General features: G+C 65.1%; 15 protein-coding genes. 10 read left to right on the forward strand and 5 right to left on the reverse strand.

The features are described 5' to 3' along the window. Nucleotides 1-233 precede the first annotated feature (233 nt). Nucleotides 234-1,241: a polyprenyl synthetase family protein gene (locus AC0L21_RS33320; RefSeq protein ID WP_007594965.1), complete on the reverse strand. Its 1,008-nt coding sequence runs from the start codon at nt 1,239-1,241 to the stop codon at nt 234-236. Nucleotides 1,242-1,373: 132 nt separating this feature from the next. On the opposite strand from AC0L21_RS33320, the gene AC0L21_RS33325 reads away from it, so the two are divergent. The 6 genes from AC0L21_RS33325 (at nt 1,374) to glyS (ending at nt 7,012) form a co-directional block, all read left to right on the forward strand. After that, entirely contained in the window at nt 1,374-1,601 is a 228-nt protein-coding gene (locus AC0L21_RS33325; protein WP_007607161.1) for a putative signal transducing protein, read from the forward strand. Continuing rightward, on the forward strand, nt 1,594-2,364 hold the full coding sequence (locus AC0L21_RS33330; protein WP_473265896.1) for a tRNA1(Val) (adenine(37)-N6)-methyltransferase: 771 nt from the start codon (nt 1,594-1,596) through the stop codon (nt 2,362-2,364). The genes AC0L21_RS33325 and AC0L21_RS33330 overlap by 8 nt, the downstream gene beginning before the upstream one ends. A gap of 211 nt (nt 2,365-2,575) precedes the next feature. Further along, on the forward strand, nt 2,576-3,484 hold the full coding sequence (locus tag AC0L21_RS33335; RefSeq protein ID WP_473265897.1) for a S49 family peptidase: 909 nt from the start codon (nt 2,576-2,578) through the stop codon (nt 3,482-3,484). A gap of 116 nt (nt 3,485-3,600) precedes the next feature. Continuing rightward, nucleotides 3,601-3,792: a hypothetical protein gene (locus AC0L21_RS33340; protein ID WP_473265939.1), complete on the forward strand. Its 192-nt coding sequence runs from the start codon at nt 3,601-3,603 to the stop codon at nt 3,790-3,792. 185 nt (nt 3,793-3,977) lie between these two features. Then, a complete protein-coding gene (locus AC0L21_RS33345; RefSeq protein WP_473265898.1) occupies nt 3,978-4,913 on the forward strand; it encodes a glycine--tRNA ligase subunit alpha in 936 nt (311 codons plus the stop codon). Beyond that, complete coding sequence (gene glyS / locus AC0L21_RS33350) at nt 4,913-7,012, forward strand: glycine--tRNA ligase subunit beta (protein WP_473265899.1); 2,100 nt, start codon at nt 4,913-4,915, stop codon at nt 7,010-7,012. Before AC0L21_RS33345 ends, glyS begins: the two co-directional genes overlap by 1 nt. Before the next feature lie 185 nt (nt 7,013-7,197). On the opposite strand, the gene AC0L21_RS33355 is transcribed toward glyS, so the two are convergent. Further along, nucleotides 7,198-7,551, reverse strand: coding sequence for a DUF1236 domain-containing protein (locus AC0L21_RS33355; RefSeq protein ID WP_473265900.1), 354 nt, complete (start codon nt 7,549-7,551; stop codon nt 7,198-7,200). A 222-nt stretch (nt 7,552-7,773) separates the two neighbouring features. Here AC0L21_RS33355 and AC0L21_RS33360 point away from each other — a divergent pair, with 222 nt between their 5' ends. From AC0L21_RS33360 to AC0L21_RS33370, 3 genes are all read left to right on the forward strand, one after another. Further along, a complete protein-coding gene (locus AC0L21_RS33360) occupies nt 7,774-7,929 on the forward strand; it encodes a DUF3096 domain-containing protein (protein ID WP_007594951.1) in 156 nt (51 codons plus the stop codon). 96 nt (nt 7,930-8,025) lie between these two features. Then, nucleotides 8,026-11,007 carry a pyruvate, phosphate dikinase gene (gene ppdK / locus AC0L21_RS33365; RefSeq protein WP_473265901.1) on the forward strand — a complete coding sequence of 994 codons (2,982 nt, stop codon included), beginning with the start codon at nt 8,026-8,028 and terminating at the stop codon, nt 11,005-11,007. Nucleotides 11,008-11,503: 496 nt separating this feature from the next. Next, nucleotides 11,504-12,958 carry a cell wall hydrolase gene (locus AC0L21_RS33370; protein WP_473265902.1) on the forward strand — a complete coding sequence of 485 codons (1,455 nt, stop codon included), beginning with the start codon at nt 11,504-11,506 and terminating at the stop codon, nt 12,956-12,958. Between the two features lie 3 nt (nt 12,959-12,961). Here the strand turns inward: AC0L21_RS33370 and nadC are convergent, their stop codons facing one another. The 3 genes from nadC to nadA form a co-directional block, all read right to left on the reverse strand. Further along, nucleotides 12,962-13,840: a carboxylating nicotinate-nucleotide diphosphorylase gene (nadC, locus tag AC0L21_RS33375; protein ID WP_473265903.1), complete on the reverse strand. Its 879-nt coding sequence runs from the start codon at nt 13,838-13,840 to the stop codon at nt 12,962-12,964. An 11-nt stretch (nt 13,841-13,851) separates the two neighbouring features. Continuing rightward, nucleotides 13,852-15,453 (reverse strand): L-aspartate oxidase, encoded by a 1,602-nt coding sequence (locus AC0L21_RS33380; RefSeq protein WP_473265904.1) that lies wholly within the window; start codon nt 15,451-15,453, stop codon nt 13,852-13,854. Between the two features lie 159 nt (nt 15,454-15,612). Beyond that, nucleotides 15,613-16,719: a quinolinate synthase NadA gene (gene nadA / locus AC0L21_RS33385; RefSeq protein WP_473265905.1), complete on the reverse strand. Its 1,107-nt coding sequence runs from the start codon at nt 16,717-16,719 to the stop codon at nt 15,613-15,615. Nucleotides 16,720-17,050: 331 nt separating this feature from the next. Here nadA and AC0L21_RS33390 point away from each other — a divergent pair, with 331 nt between their 5' ends. After that, nucleotides 17,051-18,304: an MFS transporter gene (locus AC0L21_RS33390; RefSeq protein ID WP_473265906.1), complete on the forward strand. Its 1,254-nt coding sequence runs from the start codon at nt 17,051-17,053 to the stop codon at nt 18,302-18,304. Nucleotides 18,305-18,328: the final 24 nt, after the last annotated feature.

Here is an 18,328-nt window from a genome sequence, read left to right on the forward strand (position 1 = left end):
CCATCACCTTCAAAAACGGCCTCGAATACTTCCACGCCGTTGCAGCAGGATGGAGCCTTAGAGATATGTGCATGCCCCAGGGCGAAGGCTGAGACCCATACCCACGACTGTTGTTGTGGTGCACGATGGTAGCCAGAGCCGCTAAGACAACGCTGACCGGGGTAATGGGTCCCGGCCTTCGCCGGGACGACACTGAGGGTGTGGCGACCAGCAAGCGCTAGGGATGCGAGAAGCTAATGCGACCGGGCCAGACAGAACGCCACGACCTGCTCCAGCGCGCTCTTCATCGGCGAGGACGGGAACAGCGCCAGCGCGTCCACCGCCATGGCGCCGTAATGCTGGGCGCGGCTCCGCGTGTCTTCGAGCGCACGATGCTTGTTCATCAACCCGATGGCGTGGTCGAGGTCGGTGTCGCCGATCTCGCCGCGCTCGAGCGCGCGGATCCAGAAGGCGCGCTCGGTGTCGTTGCCGCGGCGGAAGGCGAGCACGACGGGCAGCGTGATCTTGCCCTCGCGGAAATCGTCGCCGGTGTTCTTGCCGAGCTTGGCGCTCTTGCCGCCATAGTCGAGGACGTCGTCGACGAGCTGGAAAGCGATGCCGAGATTCATGCCGACCGAGCGGCAGGCGGTCTGCTCCGCCTTGGGGCGGTTGGCGATCACGGGCCCGACCTCGCAGGCGGCCGCGAACAGTTCGGCGGTCTTGCCCCGGATCACGGCGAGATATTCGTCCTCGGTGGTCGCGGTGTTCTTGGCGGCGGCAAGCTGCATCACCTCGCCCTCGGCGATGGTGGCGGCGGCGGCGGAGAGAATGTCGAGCGCGCGGAGCGAGCCGACCTCGACCATCATGCGGAAGGCTTGCCCGAGCAGGAAATCGCCGACCAGCACGCTCGCCTCATTGCCCCAGAGCATGCGCGCCGACAGCTTGCCGCGGCGCATCTCGCTCTCGTCGACGACGTCGTCATGGAGCAAGGTGGCGGTATGCATGAACTCGACGCTGGCGGCGAGCTTGATATGACCGTCGCCGGTGTAGCCGGCGAGGTTGGCCATGGCCAGCGTCAGCATCGGCCGCAGGCGCTTGCCCCCTGAGGAGATCAAATGGTTGGCGACCTCCGGGATCATGGTCACGTCCGAACCTGTCCGCGACAGGATCGTGGCGTTGACGCGCTCCATGTCACCGGCGACAAGGGCAACCAGCTCTTCGATCGACGCGCCGGGAGTTTCGAATGGTACGATGACGGCCACGCCGGTCTCCAATATTTGCCCCGGAAGGGCTATTCTGATGGAAAGACAATAGAAACTGGACGGGGATGCGGCAAGGGCCGTGGAACCATTGACATTTGCCGCTTCATCCCCGTCAGGCAGGAGGCCTGTGTTTTGCGAGAACTGGTTCGGACCAACGATATGGTGCTGGTGTCGGCGATCGGCGCGCTGCTCGACGGTGCCAACATCCATCATCTGGTGCTGGACCAGAACATGAGCATCATCGAGGGCTCGCTCGGCATTTTGCCGCGGCGGATCCTGGTCCACGAGGACGACGCCATCGAGGCCCGGCAGCTTCTGACCGAGGCCGGCCTCAGCCACGAACTGCGCGGCGATGAGTGAAGCGCTGGCAGACCTCACCGAGGACGCCTTTCTCGGCGGGCGATTGCGGCTGAAGCAGAAGCGGTCCGGCCATCGCGCCGGGCACGACGCCATTCTGCTCGCGGCGGCGACGGAGGCGAGGGCGGGCGACCGCGTCGTCGATCTCGGCGCCGGCATCGGCACGGCCGGGCTTGCGTTGGCGCGGCGCGTGGCCGGGATCAGGCTTGGCCTGGTCGAGATCGATCCCGAGCTGGCGGAGCTTGCGCGCGCCAATGCGGCAGCGAATGCGATTGCCGCCGAGACGATCGTGCTCGACGTTACCGCGGACGCGCAGGCCTTCGCGGCCAGCGGGCTCGCGCCCGACAGCGTCGACGTGGTGCTGATGAACCCGCCCTTCCACGATCCCGCTCGCCATCGCGGTTCGCCCGACGAGGCGCGCCAGATCGCGCATGTGGCGACGAATGAGACGCTGAATGCCTGGGTGCATGCGGCCCGGCGCATCCTCCGATCAAATGGTGCGCTGACATTGATTTGGCGCGCAGATGGGATCGCGGAGGTTTTGGCGGCGCTGTCTCGCGGCTTCGGCAGTCTCGCGATCCTGCCGGTTCACGGTGAAGCCGGGCGGCCAGCGATCCGCGTGCTGGTGCGCGCGATCAAGGGCGGGAGGGCTCCGACACGATTGTTGCCGGGCCTCATCCTCAACGAGGAATCACGCGTGCCTAAAAAAGAGGTGATGGATATTCTGGAGGGAAGGGCGGTTCTACCCCTGGTGGAACCGTGCTGAGCTATTGCGGAAGCGATTCCGATTGCTGCTCTTGGGGAGTCGTCAGGCGGATCGCCATGAACAGCGCACCGATCAGCAGCATCAGCAGATAGATTTTCATGGTGTTCTCCGCTGGCCCATTGCAGCCTCTCAACGGAGTTTCTGCAAAACACGTTCCGGGCCCTTCCAATGACAGTCGCGTGATAAGAAATGGTTAATCAGAGGTAACGGCATGGCCGAACAATTGAACGATCGTGAGAGTTCCGGCCTGGCCGACAAGCTCATGCAATATCTGCCGGCGCGCTTCCGTCCCGGCACGGCCGTGGTGCCGGTGGTGCGGCTGTCCGGTGTGATCGGCGCGGTGACGCCGCTGCGCCCGGGCATGACGCTCGCGACCGTTTCGCGGGTGCTGGAGCGGGCGTTTTCGATGCGCAACGCCAAGGCGGTGGCGCTGGTGATCAACTCGCCCGGCGGCTCGCCGGTGCAGTCGCGCCAGATTTACCTGCGCATCAAGCAGCTCGCGGCGGAGAAGAAGCTGCCGGTGCTGGTGTTCGTCGAGGACGTCGCGGCCTCCGGCGGCTACATGATCGCCTGCGCCGGCGACGAGATCATCTGCGATCCCTCCTCGATCCTCGGCTCCATCGGCGTGGTCGGCGGCAGCTTTGGTTTCCAGGAGGCGATCAAGCGGCTCGGCATCGAGCGGCGCCTCTACACCGCCGGCGCGCACAAGGCGATGCTCGACCCGTTTCTCCCTGAAAACCCCGACGACGTCGCCAAGCTCAAGGCGCTCCAGCGCGAGATCCACCAGATATTCATCGCGCTGGTGAAGGAGAGCCGCGGCGCGCGGCTGAAGGGCTCCGACGACACGCTGTTCACGGGTGAATACTGGGCCGGCGAGAGTTCGGTCGCGCTGGGGCTCGCCGACAGCATCGGCGATCTCCGCTCAACTCTTCGTGCCCGCTATGGCGAGAAGGTTCTCACCCCCGTGATTGCCCAGCCGACCGGTCTGCTCTCCAGCCTTTTGGGCCGGAAATCGCCCGGCGCGGGGCAGCTTTCGGCCGTGGAATCAATGGTCGGCCTGCCGGACGAGCTGATCTCGGCGGTCGAGACGCGCGCGATCTGGGCGAAATTCGGGTTCTAGGCGGCGCCCTCCCGCGCCATTTGGTCCCAAGGAGACTTGAGGCTGAGCCAATTGCGGTGCAGCCGGGTCTGGGCAAGAATGCGCGTGGGGGCTGAGCATTGAACAAGGATCGACCGATGCCGCCGTTCGTCGCTTTCGCGGGCGTCCTGGGCGGGCTTGCCGTGGTCCGCTGGGCCTACAAGACCGCTATCCGGATCAATCAGGAGCTGGAGGAGATGCGCCTCTCGCGCGTCGCCGAGGCCGCCCATAGGGGGGCCGTCCAGACGCTGAAGCAGGATCCCGTGACCGGAGCCTATCGGCCGGGTTAGTGGCTGCAGTCGTCATGGCCGGGCTTGTCCCGGCCATCTACGCCTTGCCTGACGCATGAAGAACGTGGATGCCCGGGACAAGCCCGGGCATGACCGGACACTCCACCCCCCTTTGCCTTGATTCCCACTCCTGCCGTCGATACGGTCCCGCGCGATTCAACCCCCCGCGAGAGCCCGATCTGACGATGGACGCCTCCTTGCCCGCCCATATGCGCCCGGAACGCTCGTTCCAGGGCTTTATCCTCGCGCTCCAGCGGTTCTGGGCCGAGCAGGGCTGCGTGATCCTGCAGCCCTACGACATGGAGATGGGTGCGGGCACCTTCCATCCGGCGACCACGCTGCGCGCGCTCGGGCCAAAGCCCTGGAATGCGGCCTATGTGCAGCCCTCCCGGCGGCCCAAGGACGGCCGCTACGGCGAGAATCCGAACCGGATGCAGCACTACTACCAGTTCCAGGTGATCATGAAGCCGTCGCCGCCGAACCTTCAGGAGCTGTACCTGAAGTCGCTCGCGGCGATCGGCATCGATTCTGCCATGCACGACATTCGCTTCGTCGAGGACGATTGGGAGAGCCCGACGCTGGGCGCCTGGGGCCTCGGCTGGGAGTGCTGGTGCGACGGCATGGAAGTCAGCCAGTTCACCTATTTCCAGCAGGTCGCGGGTGTCGAATGCGCGCCGGTCGCGGGCGAGCTCACCTACGGGCTCGAGCGGCTCGCGATGTATGTGCAGGGCGTCGATCGCGTCTACGACCTCAACTTCAACGGCCGCGACGGTGACGCCAAGGTCAGCTATGGCGATGTCTTCCTGCAGGCCGAGCGGGAATATTCGAAGCACAATTTCGAGATCGCTGACACCGCGATGCTGTTCGAGCAATTCAAGATGGCTGAAAGCGCGTGCAGAAAGTACCTAGAAGCCGGCTGGAAGGACGGCAAGCGCGAGGCGCATCTGATGTCGCTGCCGGCCTATGACCAGTGCATCAAGGCGAGCCATGTGTTCAACCTGCTCGACGCGCGCGGCGTGATCTCGGTGACGGAGCGGCAGAGCTACATTCTTCGCGTGCGCGAACTGGCAAAGGCTTGCGGCGAGGCCTGGATCCATACTGAAGCGGGCGGAGCGGCCTGATGCCTGATTTGTTGCTTGAACTGTTCTCCGAAGAAATTCCCGCACGCATGCAGGCCAAGGCGGCCGACGATCTGCGCCGCATGGTCACCGACAAGCTCGTTGCCGAAGGCCTCGTCTACGAGGGCGCAAAGGCGTTCGCGACGCCGCGCCGGCTCGCGCTGACCGTGCACGGCATTCCGGCGCGCCAGCCTGACCTGAAGACCGAACGCCGCGGACCGAAGATCGGCGCGGCCGATGCGGCCGTGCAGGGTTTTCTGAAAGCGACAGGTTTGACGTCGCTGGATGAGGCCAAGATCCAGCGCGACCCGAAGGGCGACTTCTACATCGCGCTGATTGAGAAGCCCGGCCGCGACGCGATCGACGTGCTCGCGGAAATCCTCCCCGTGATCATCCGCACCTTCCCCTGGCCGAAATCGATGCGCTGGGGTGCGCGCTCGGGCAAGCCGGGCTCGCTGAGCTGGGTGCGCCCGCTGCACGCGATCACCGCGACCTTCGGGCTCGAGACCGAAGAGCCCGACGTCGTGAAGTTTGCGGTGGACGGCATCGAGACCGGCCAAACCACTTACGGTCACCGCTTCATGGCTCCTAGCGCGATTTCCGTGCGACGCTTCGAGGATTACGAAGCGAAGCTGAAGGCGGCAAAAGTCATCCTCGATCCGCAGGCGCGCAAGGACATCATCTTCGCCGATGCCAAGGAGCTGACCTTCGCGCAAGGGTTCGAACTGGTCGAGGACCAGGTGCTGCTCGATGAGGTTTCGGGCCTCGTCGAATGGCCGGTCGTCATGATGGGATCGTTCGAAGCGGAATATCTCGCGATCCCCGACGAGGTGATCCGCGCCACGATCCGCAACAACCAGAAATGCTTCGTCGTCAAAGATCCCAAGACCGGCAAGCTGACCAACAAATTCGTCCTCACCGCGAACATCGAGGCGCCCGACGGCGGCAAGACCATCGTCGCCGGCAATGAGCGCGTGATCCGTCCGCGCCTGTCGGATGCAAAGTTCTTCTATGAGACGGACCTGAAGACGAAGCTGGAAGACCGGCTGCCGAAGTTCGAGCAGATCGTGTTTCACGAGAAGCTCGGCACACAGGCCGCGCGCATCAAGCGCATCGAACGTCTCGCCGCCGAGATCGCGCCGCTGGTCGGCGCCGATGTCGCAAAGGCCGCGCGGGCCGCGCATCTGGCGAAGGCGGATTTGCTGACCGAAGTCGTCGGCGAGTTTCCCGAGGTGCAGGGCCTGATGGGCAAGTACTACGCGCTGGCGCAGGGTGAGGATGCGTCCGTCGCGGCCGCCTGCGAAGAGCACTACAAGCCCCAAGGTCCTGCGGATCGCGTGCCGACCGATCCGGTTAGCGTCGCGGTGGCGCTCGCGGACAAGCTCGATACGCTCGTCGGCTTCTGGGCGATCGACGAAAAGCCGACCGGCAGCAAGGACCCGTATGCGCTGCGTCGCGCGGCGCTGGGTGTGATCAGGCTGATCGCTGAGAACGCACTGCGTCTGTCGATCATGAAGATGGCGGCGTCCGCACTCACCGGCTTGTCCTTGAAGCCTGCCGATGCGCAGAAGCTCCCGAGCGACCTGCTTGCCTTCTTCGCCGACCGCCTCAAGGTCCAGCTCCGGGAGCAGGGCGCGCGTCACGATCTCGTCGACGCCGTGTTCGCGCTCGGCGGCCAGGACGATCTCCTGATGATCGTCCGTCGCGTCGAGGCGCTCGGAAAGTTTCTCGAGACCGACGACGGCAAGAATTTGCTCGCCGGCATCAAGCGCGCCAGCAATATCCTCGGCATCGAGGAGAAGAAGGACAAGCGCAGCTTCGACGGCGCGCCCGATGCCGCGCTCTACGGTCTCGGCGAGGAGAAGGCGCTGGCCAAGGCGATCGGCGAAGTGAAGGCGGAGGCAAGCGCTGCTGTCGCGAAGGAAGACTTCGCTGCCGCGATGAGTGCGATGGCCAAGCTACGCCCGCCGGTCGATGCATTTTTCGAGAAAGTCCGCGTCAACGACGAGGATACGCAGGTGCGCGAGAACCGCCTGAAGCTGCTCAACGAAATCCGCAGCGCCACGCGTGCGGTGGCGGATTTCTCGAAGATCCAGGATTGAGCGCGGTCCCGCGGCCGCCAACACTGTCAATCCGGGCTCGCGCTTCGCGCGCCCCGGAATGACGACAGCACAAAAAAGCCCCGCCCGGCGGGGGGAGGACCGGGCGGGGCCTGATGTCCGACTATACTGCTCGCGTCAGCCTGATTGATGTGACGCGCCGGACACCTAGTCGATTCCGGAGAACGCTAGTCCATCACCTCGACGATGCGCCGCGAGCGCGGCTCGACCAGCACGGTCTCGCCGTTCACGACGGTATAACGATAGGTGGTGGCGCCGAAACGCTGCGGCACGTCATAATAGGTGACGCCGCTTTCAGGTAAGGTGGCACCGACCACCACGCGATCCGGGATGCGGAAAGCCGGTACACGTTGTTCGACGACATAGTCGCGGAAAGCCGGCCGCTGCTCGACCGCGATGGTCGGGCCGCTCTCGACGACGACGGGCGCGCGTCCCACGGTGACGCTGCTTTGCGCCTGCGCCGCAAGGGGCGAGCCGATCGCGGCCGCGAGCGCTGCAAGAGCAAGAATCCTGTTCCGCATGGGCAACTCCTTCGAGAAGGTTTCGGGAAGCGCCAATGGCGCGACCGGTTGCCAATGCAGGCGTCTTGGCGATGTTCCGGAAAACGCCCGCCGCATTCGCGGCATTTTCGGGCTGTTTTCGCGGAGCCGGGAACTCGCGCGCGCCCAGTGCGTCTCTACCCGCGGAACCCAGTCCGCTATGATCCCGCCGCGATTCGCCCCCACCCCACGGAAAGAAAATTCATGCACATCACCGTCGCCCACATCTCGCCGATCCTGTCTCTGCTTGCGGGTGTGCTCATCCTGATCATGCCGCGCCTGCTGAACCTGATCGTCGCGATTTTTCTCATCATAAATGGTGCGATCGGGCTCGGATTGTTGAAGTGGCTCCATCTCTAGGCCTTCATTCTACGGAACTCTTCGACTTGCGCGGACCTGCCCAAAGTGGTGTAAGGCCCGCAATTACCCATTCCTCTCGCAGGTTGTGTGCAAGCTATGGCCAAAGCCGCCTCGAAAACTTCAGCGAAAATGCCAGCGAAATCAAAGTCCTCCGCCAAGGCGAAAGCCGCGCCGGCGGCCCGCAAGGCACTTGCCAAGCGCGCCCCGAAGCCCGTGGCCAAGGCCGCTGCGAAGCCGCTGGCCAAGCCGGCTGTGAAGCCTGCCGCCAAGTCGGTTTCCAAGGCTGTTGCAAAGGCACCGACGAAGCCGATTGCGCCGAAGGTCGCCGCGAAGCCGGCACCGAGCAAGGCTGCTTCAAGCAAGCCTGCTTCAAGCAAGGCTGCGCCTGTTGCGGCCAAGGCCGGCAAGTGGGTGTTCACGTTCGGCGACGGCAAGGCCGAGGGCAAAGCGGAGATGCGCGACCTGCTCGGCGGCAAGGGCGCCAACCTCGCCGAGATGGCCAATCTCGGCCTGCCGGTTCCTCCGGGCTTCACCATTCCGACCTCGGTCTGCACCTACTTCTACGCGCACGACAAATCCTACCCGAAGGAATTGCAGTCGCAGGTTGAGAAGGCGCTCGACCATGTCGGCAAGTTGACCGGCAAGATCTTCGGCGATTCCAAGAACCCGCTGCTCGTCTCCGTGCGTTCCGGCGGCCGCGCCTCGATGCCGGGCATGATGGACACGGTGCTCAATCTCGGCCTCAACGACGAGACCGTGGAAGCGCTGTCGGAACTGTCGGGCGATCGCCGCTTCGCCTATGACAGCTATCGCCGCTTCATCACCATGTATTCGGACGTGGTGCTCGGCTTCGAGCACCATCACTTCGAGGAAATCCTCGACACCTTCAAGGACAGCCAGGGCTATACGCTCGACACGGATCTCACCGCCGACGACTGGGTCGATCTGGTGGGCAAGTACAAGGACGCGGTCGCGCGCGAAACCGGCAAGGATTTTCCGCAGGATCCGCACGACCAGCTCTGGGGCGCGATTGGCGCGGTGTTTTCATCCTGGATGAACGCACGCGCGGTGACCTACCGCAGGCTGCACGACATCCCGGAATCCTGGGGCACCGCGGTCAACGTGCAGGCCATGGTGTTCGGCAACATGGGCGAGACCTCGGCGACCGGCGTCGCCTTCACCCGCAATCCCTCGACCGGCGAGAGCAAGCTCTACGGCGAGTTCCTGATCAACGCGCAAGGCGAGGACGTGGTGGCGGGCATCCGTACGCCGCAGGACATCACCGAAGACGCGCGCAAGGAATCCGGCTCCGACAAGGCGTCGATGGAAGCGGCGATGCCGGAGGCCTACAAGGAGCTGACGCGGATCTACACGCTGCTCGAGAAGCACTACCGCGACATGCAGGACATGGAGTTCACGGTCGAGCAGGGCAAGCTGTGGATGCTTCAGACCCGCGGCGGCAAGCGCACTGCCAAGGCGGCGCTGCGCATCGCGGTCGAGCTCGCCAATGAAGGCCTGATCACCAAGAAGGAAGCGGTGACGCGGATCGACCCCGCCTCGCTCGACCAGTTGCTGCATCCGACCATCGACCCCAACGCCAAGCGCGACGTGATCGCGACCGGCCTGCCGGCCTCGCCTGGGGCGGCCTCCGGCGAGATCGTGTTCTCCTCGGACGAGGCGGCCAAGCTTCAGGCCGACGGACGCAAGGTGATTCTGGTCCGGATCGAGACCAGCCCCGAAGACATCCACGGCATGCACGCTGCCGAAGGCATCTTGACCACCCGCGGTGGCATGACCTCGCATGCCGCGGTGGTCGCGCGCGGCATGGGCAAGCCCTGCGTCTCCGGTTGCGGCACCATCCGGGTCGATTACGGCCGCGGCACCATGAGCATCGGCTCGCGCACCTTCAAGACCGGCGACGTCATCACCATCGACGGCTCGCTCGGCCAGGTGCTCGCCGGCCGCATGCCGATGATCGAGCCCGAGCTGTCCGGCGAGTTCGGCACGCTGATGAAATGGGCCGACCAGGTCCGCAAGATCGGCGTGCGCGTCAACGCGGACACGCCGGAGGATGCGCACACCGCGATCAAGTTCGGCGCGGAAGGCATCGGCCTCTGCCGTACCGAGCACATGTTCTTCGAGGAGACGCGCATCCGCACGGTGCGCGAGATGATCCTCTCCGAGGACGAGCAGTCGCGCCGCGCTGCGCTGGCAAAGCTGCTGCCGATGCAGCGCGCCGACTTCGTCGAGCTGTTCGAGATCATGAAGGGCCTCCCCGTCACGATCCGCTTGCTTGATCCGCCGCTGCACGAGTTCCTGCCGCACACCCATGCCGAGGTCGAGGAAGTGGCGCGCGCCATGAACACCGACCCGCGGCGCCTGGCCGACCGCGCGCGCGAGCTGTCGGAGTTCAATCCGATGCTCGGATTCCGCGGCTGCCGTATCGCGATCGCCTATCCCGAGATCGCCGAGATGCAGGCGCGTGCGATCTTCGAAGCGGCGGTCGAGGCCGAGAAGCGCACCGGCAAGGCCGTCGGCCTCGAGGTGATGGTGCCGCTGATCGCCACCAAGATGGAGCTCGACCTCGTCAAGGCGCGCATCGACTCCACCGCGAAGGCGGTGATGCGCGACACCAACACCAAGCTGACCTATCAGGTCGGCACCATGATCGAGTTGCCGCGCGCCTGCCTGCTCGCGGCCGAGATCGCGGAGAGCGCCGAGTTCTTCTCGTTCGGTACCAACGACCTCACGCAGACGACCTACGGCATCAGCCGTGACGATGCCGCGAGCTTCCTCGGGACTTACGTCTCCAAGGGCATCCTGCCGATCGATCCCTTCGTCGCGCTCGACCAGGAAGGCGTCGGCGAGCTCGTCAAGATCGGCGTCGTACGCGGTCGTAAGACGCGCGCCTCGCTCAAGGTCGGCATCTGCGGCGAGCACGGTGGCGATCCCGCCTCCGTCGCCTTCTGCCACGCGATCGGCCTCGACTACGTCTCCTGCTCACCCTACCGCGTCCCGATCGCCCGCCTCGCCGCCGCGCAAGCCGCGCTCGGCAAGGCGATCGCGAGCCAGGCATAAGCCGATTTGAAATGCTGAATGCGGAGAGGCGGGGCTAAGCCCCGCCTCTTTCTTTTTGAGGCTCGACTGCTTCCACGCCGTCATTGCGATCACCACACACTCGCTGTCATCACCCGGCTTGACCGGGCGATCCAGTACGCCGAGACGTGAGTGCCAGAACGTAGAAGCCGCGGCGTACTGGATGCCCCGATCAAGTCGGGGCATGACAGCGGATGATGTTGCAACACCGGGAACCCATCGCGCGTCCCGCAATGACACGTGCGCGCAAGAGTTCCTTCACCATTCGCGTTGACCGATTGTTTACCCCGTCGCGTGAGGGCGCATTTACCACCGCGCATCATCACCCCGTGAAAACACCTGCGATTGCTTGCGTGTGCCGCATGCGCAACGCCGATTAACGCCTCGGCAACCTAAATTAGATACTCACGATAAAGATCGAATTGCACGGATGTACTGCGGCTCGATTTTCTAGCGTAAGCGTAGCGTGAGCGTATCGATGTTTTTGTTGCGTACCCATCCGAAGGGCGCGCGGTTCGCGTCCTTCGGCATCGGTCTCTGCATCTTCGCATTGATGCCGAGAGAGACCGGCTATCAGGACATTGCCTCGCTGCTGGCGCGCCAACCCGGCGTCGCGGAGCGTTGGCAGAAGCAGGTGTTCTCTGCCGCGTCCTCCATACAGCTCGCCACCTACAGTTTTTCCCGACCGATCGGCACTTCGGCGCCGCAGAGCGCGATGGTTCGCCTCGCGAGCCTCGACGGCCGCGACGTCACCGGCGCGATCAGCCGCAATCCGGCGCTTCAGGCGCCGCCGCGCTACCAGGCTGCCGATTTTCCCAAGGTCGATCGCTCCATGAAGGGTGACCGCCTCGCAACGGCCACGCCGACGCAGGCTCCCGAAGCGGTCGCGCCGACGGCAGCGCCCACGCAGGAAGATCCCGCGACGTCGAACAGCTCGGTGTTCGGCGCCAAGACCGTCGCGCTGCCACAGGCGATGTCGCCGGAGTCCGCGGCCGCGCTCGATCCCGAACTCGCCGAAGCGCTGCGCTCGCCGCCGCTGCCGCAATACACCAATGCGCCACAAGCCAGTGATGTTGCGCGCTCGCTCGCGCTCCAGCCGCTCGAAGCGCTGAAGCAGGCCACCATTCCGGCTGCACCGCCGCGCGATCCATTCCGCGTCAAGACCTCGAACCTGTTCTTCGGCAGCTCGTCGCTCGGTGGCAATGTCGAGAGCATCGAGAGCTGGCAACCCGGTGCGGAGCCGCTGATCGTGATGCCCGATCCCGACATGAAGGTGACGGCCTCGTTGTCGCCGCCCTCGGAGGATATTGCGAAGGATATCGAAAGCGGCGAGAGCGTCGCGCCGAAGGGTGAGGTCAACGTCGACAACCAGCGCGCCAGATCGCCGGCGGAGCGGCTCGCACTCGACGACAAGTCGCGCGCGAAGTCTGAAAAATGCCTCGCGGAGGCCGTCTATTTCGAGTCGCGCGGCGAGGCCGTGCGCGGCCAGATGGCTGTTGCGCAGGTGGTAATGAACCGCGTGTTCTCCGGCAAATATCCGGACACCGTGTGCGGCGCCGTCTACCAGAACAAGCACCGCCATCTCGCCTGCCAGTTCACCTTTGCCTGCGACAACAATGCCGACGTGATCCGCGAGCCCGAGATGTGGGAGCGCGCGAAAAAGATCTCGAAGGCCATGCTCGACGGCCAGATCTGGCTACCCGAGGTCGGCAAGTCCACGCACTACCACGCCTATTGGGTGCGCCCGTCCTGGGTCGCCGAGATGAAGAAGATGTACAAGACCGGCGTCCACACCTTCTATCGCCCGCGTGCATGGGGCGACGGCAGCGAGGAGCCGAGCTGGGGTACCCCGGCGCAGACCGCCGCGCTCTCCGCCGAGCTCACCCAGGAAGCCAAGAGCTCCGCCGAGATGGGCGCAACCGAGCGGCGGTAGCCCTCACGCCTCGATATCCAGCGCGCAGTCGAAATTCGGCGCCGAATGCGTCAGCGCGCCGGCTGAAGCGTAGTCGACGCCGGTCGCCGCGATGGCTGCGATCGAGTCCAGCGTGACACCGCCGGATGCCTCCAGTTCAAGGCGTCCCTCGTTGATCCCAACGGCTTCGCGCAGCGTCGCAATGTCCATATTGTCGAGCAGCACGGCGTCGGCAAGGCCGGTGTCGAGTACCTCACGCAACTGCGAAAGCGTGTCGACCTCGATCTCGATCTTAACGAGGTGGCCGGCATGGGCGCGGGCGCGCGCCAGCACGGGGCGGATGCCGCCGGCGACCGCGATGTGGTTGTCCTTGATCAGGATCGCGTCGTCGAGCCCGAAACGGTGATTGAAGCCGCCGCCGCAGCGTACCGCGTATTTCTCCAACGCGCGCAGCCCGGGCGTGGTCTTTCGCGTGCAGCAGATCCGCATCCGGGTGCCCTCGGTGCGCGCAACATAGTCCGCCGTGAGCGTCGCAACGCCCGACAGGCGGCCGACGAAATTCAGCGCGGTCCGCTCCGCCGTGAGGATGGCGCGTGCCGGCCCGGAGATCGTCAGCACCTGCTGTCCGCGGGCGACGCGCGCGGCGTCACGAACATGTGCGCGTATCTCGATCCCGGGCGAAAGCTTTTGCAAGGTGGCTACCGCCAGCGGCAAGCCGGCGATCACGCCGGATTGCCGTGCGACCAGGATAGCTTGCGCCTTCGTTGCCTCGGGTATCGTCGCAAGCGAGGTGATGTCGCCGGCGCGGCCGAGATCCTCATCGAGCGCGCGCAGCACGGCCTCGTCGATCGCGAGGGGAGAGAGGAAGGCGTCGGGATAGAGGAGGGAGGTCGGGGTGATCATGGCAGACTCCATCAGGCGATCAGGGGTTGCGCGGTGCGCGGTGTTGGGCGTTCGCTCAGGCTGTCCGCGATCTCGCGTGCCGCCGTGAGCATGGTCATGGTGCGTTGTGCGAGTGCGGGAACGTCCGCGGCATGGTCGGTGCGGAAATGCGCCCCGCGGCTCTCGCACCGGTTCCAGGCCGACGCCGCCACGAGCAGGGCTGCCGTGGCCATGTTGCTGACCGCGATGCTCGTGGCCTCGCGTTCGAGCGCGGCGAAGCTGCGAACTGCGTCCGCAAGCCCGTAACCATCGCGGATCACGCCGACATAAGTGCTCATCAGCATCCGCAGCCGCTTCACGGCCGCAGCATCCGGCGCGCCGCCCCGTGGCGTCACCACGGCAAGGCGGGCGGGCGAAGGAATCGCGCGGCCGGCGATGTCGTCGGCGATGCGCGCGGCGTAAACCACGGCCTCCAGCAGCGAATTCGACGCCAGCCGGTTCGCGCCGTGCGCGCCGGTGGACGACACTTCGCCGCCGGCCCAGAGCCCGTCGATCGAGCTGCGGCCGCGATCGTCCACCGCGATGCCGCCCATGTGATAGTGCGCCGCCGGTGCGATCGGGATGGCCTGCGTGGCGGGGTCGATGCCGGCGGCGATGCAGCTTGTATGAACGGTTGGGAATCTGTCGGCAAAACGTGCGCCCAGGGCCTGCCGCGCATCGAGGAAGGCGCCGCGTCCGGCCGAGATCTCCGCGAATACGCCGCGGGCCACGATGTCGCGCGGTGCGAGCTCGGCGAGCGGATGACGCGCGGCCATGAAGCGCTCGCCACGGCCGTTGATCAGCGTCGCGCCTTCGCCGCGCAACGCTTCCGTGGCGAGCGGCGCGGGATCGCGGCCGACCATGATGGCGGTCGGGTGAAACTGCACGAACTCGGGATCTGCGATGGTCGCGCCCGCGCGTGCGGCGATCGCAAGACCGGATCCGCTGGCCTCGCGCGGATTGGTGGTGACGGCATAGAGATGGCCGATGCCGCCGGTGGCGAGCACCACGGTCCGCGCGGCGAGCAGGAGCGGCCGTGCAGCGAAATTGCCGGCTTCGCGCAACTGAAGGCCGGCGACGGCGCCGTCCTCGGTCAATAGGGCCTCGGCGACGAAACCTTCGATCAATCGGATCGACGGCGTGCGCCGCACGGCATCGCTCAGCGCCGCGATGATGGCGGCGCCCGCGCCATCGCCACGCACATGTACGATACGCCGCGCCGAATGTGCGGCCTCGCGCCCGACTGCGAGCCTGCCTTCGAGATCGCGGTCGAACGGCACGCCATAGGCGAGAAGATCATGAATCCGCGGCGCGGCCTCGCGCGCGATCCCCAATGCGATCGCCTGGTCGACGATGCCGCCGCCAACGGCAACCGTGTCCGCGGCGTGCGCTTCCGGCGTATCGCCTTCAGCCATTGCCGCGGCGATTCCACCTTGCGCCCATGCGGACGACGCGCCCTGTCCGAGCGGCGCGGCCGAGATCAATGTCACGGGCCGCGGCGCGAGCTTAAGCGCGCAGAACAATCCGGCAAGGCCGCCACCGACGATGACGACATCGTCGGTGCGGGGGAGGGTGTTGATGTTGTTTGTTGTCATAGCTTTCTCCAAGCTCTCCACCGTCGTCCCGGCGAAGGGCGGGACCCATACTCCGCAGCAGGAGTTGTTTGATTGAGCTGCTCGACGTCGTTCTTCGCGCCGATATCTTCGCGTGGTTATGGGTCCCGGCCTTCGCCGGGACGACCGCTGTGTGCGTCGCTAGTTCTTCAGATTGATCATCCGCTCGACCGAGCGCCTTGCACGTTCCGCAAGTGCGGCATCGATCGTCACTTCCTCGCGAAGCGTCAGCAGGCTCTCCAGAATGTTGGCAAGCGTGATGCGTTTCATGTGCGGGCAGATGTTGCAGGGGCGCAGCATCTCCACATCGGGCAGCTCGGCGCGCACATTGTCGGCCATCGAGCATTCCGTGATCATCACCAGCCGACGCGGCCGCCGCTCGCGCACCCAGTTGATCATGTGCGCGGTCGAGCCGGTGAAGTCGGCCTCGGCCAGCACGTCCGGCGGGCATTCGGGATGAGCGATGATCTGTACGGAGGGGTTGGCCTCGCGATAGCTGCGCAGCTCGGCACCAGTGAAGCGCTCGTGCACCTCGCAGGCGCCCTTCCAGGCAATGATCTTCACGTCGGTCTTCGAGGCCACGTAAGTGGCGAGATAGCGGTCGGGCAGGAAGATCACGCTGGGTGCGCCGAGGCTCTCGACCACTTGGACAGCGTTCGACGAGGTGCAGCAGATATCGACCTCGGCCTTCACCTCCGCGGAGGTGTTGACATAGGCTACGACAGGCACGCCGGGAAATCTGTCGCGGAGCAGGCGAACGTCGGCGCCGGTGATGCTGGCGGCGAGCGAGCAGCCGGCGCGCGTATCAGGGATCAGCACCGTCTTGTCCGGATTGAGCAGTTTCGACGTCTCCGCCATGAAGTGAACGCCGCACTGGACGATGATGCCGGCCCTCACCCTGGTGGCTTCGACCGCGAGCTGGAGCGAATCACCGCCGATGTCGGCGACGCAGTGGAAGATCTCCGGCGCCTGGTAATTGTGCGCGAGGATCACCGCGTTCCGCGCCTGCTTCAGCTCGTTGATCGCCTTGATCGTCGGGGCCATCAACGGCCATTCGATCGGCGGGATGACGTGTTTCACGCGCTCGTAAAGCGGTGCGGTGGCTCGCTCGACCTCCGGCGTCCATTCCAGCGAAGGCATCGGCAGCGGAGGTCCGGTTCGCGCCTGCTCGCCCCGTGCCGGGGCGAAGACGTGGCCCTGCGGCCGGTTGGCAAAGTCGTCGGGGCCGTAAATTCCAGTTAGCGGCATCCAAGCCTCCCGTGCATGTCATTTATACTCATTCTGAGCATATACAGAGCCTGAGAAATCCGGCCGACAGGCCGGAAATCATATTAATATGCTCGATATGAGCAAATAGGAGATAACACGCCGTGTTGGGAGCCGCTAGATCTCGCCGCACACATTTCCGTCAAGTCGGTCCCCTCGGCGCGTCGGCTGAGGCCGCGAGGAAATGCAATGCTCCCGCGCCAGCTCTTCACGGAATGCATTCGTTTTTGACTTGGGGGTTTCATGCAGATGCATTAAACGAGCTGGCTCGCGGCTGCCATTTGTGAATCCGCGACGATGCACGAGGAACAGCATGTCGACACAGATGGGCGAGCTCGGTTCGGTCTCCCGTTCCTCCTCCTGGCGCACGCCGGCGATCATCATTCTCTGCGGCTGCGCGATCGGGATGCTCGGCTTCGGCCCGCGCTCGGCGCTTGGCTTCTTCGTGCAGCCGATGAGCCATGAATATGCCTGGGGCCGCGACGTGTTCGGCCTCGCGATCGCGTTTCAGAATTTGCTGTGGGGACTGGGCCAGCCCGTCGCCGGCGCCGTCGCCGATCGCTTCGGCCTGTTCCGGGTGATGTGCGTCGGCGCTCTGCTCTATGCCGGGGGCTTGCTCCTGATGCGCTATTCCTCGACGCCGCTGTCGCTCAACATTGGCGCTGGCGTCATGGTCGGCTTCGGTCTCGCCGGCTGCTCGTTCAATCTGGTCCTGTCGGCATTCACCAAGCTCTTGCCGGCCGAGAAGCGCGGCCTTGCGCTCGGCGCCGGCACTGCGGCGGGATCGTTCGGGCAGTTCCTGTTCGCGCCGATCGGTGTGGCCCTGATCGACAATTTCGGCTGGCAACAGGCGCTCACCGTGTTCGGCTTCCTGATGTTACTGATCATCCCGCTGTCGCTGGCGCTCTCGACGCCGCCGGTCGCAAGCACGGCAAGCGCGGCGCCTGCGGACCAGCAGACCTTCACCAAAGCGCTCGCGGAAGCCTTCGGCCATCGCTCCTACGTGTTACTTGTCCTCGGCTTCTTCACCTGCGGGTTCCAGCTTGCCTTCATCACGGTGCATCTGCCGGCCTTCCTGGTCGATAGCGGCATCTCCACGCAAATCGGTGGCTGGGTGATCGCCGCGATCGGCCTGTTCAACATCATGGGATCGTTGAGCGTCGGCTATCTCCAGAACAGTCTGCCCAAGCGCTACATCCTCTCGACCATCTATTTCACCCGCGCGCTTGCGACGCTTGCCTTCATCTCATTCCCGATCACGCCGTTCTCCGCGATTGCGTTCGGCGCTGCCTCCGGCCTGACCTGGCTGTCGACGGTGCCGCCTACCTCGGCGCTGGTTGCGATCATGTTCGGCACGCGCTGGTTCGCCACCCTCTATGGCTTCGCCTTCGTCAGCCATCAGGTCGGCGGCTTCCTCGGCGTCTGGCTCGGCGGCATTGTGTTCGAGCGGTTCGGTTCCTACACGCCGATCTGGTGGCTCTCGATCCTGTTCGGCGTGCTCTCGGCGCTGATCAATCTTCCGATCGTGGAGAAACCGGTCCAGCGGGCGGTTGCGCAGCCTGCCTGATCGGCTAAACATCCCCTGAAACAA

It is taken from the genome of Bradyrhizobium sp. WSM4873 (assembly GCF_055811355.1).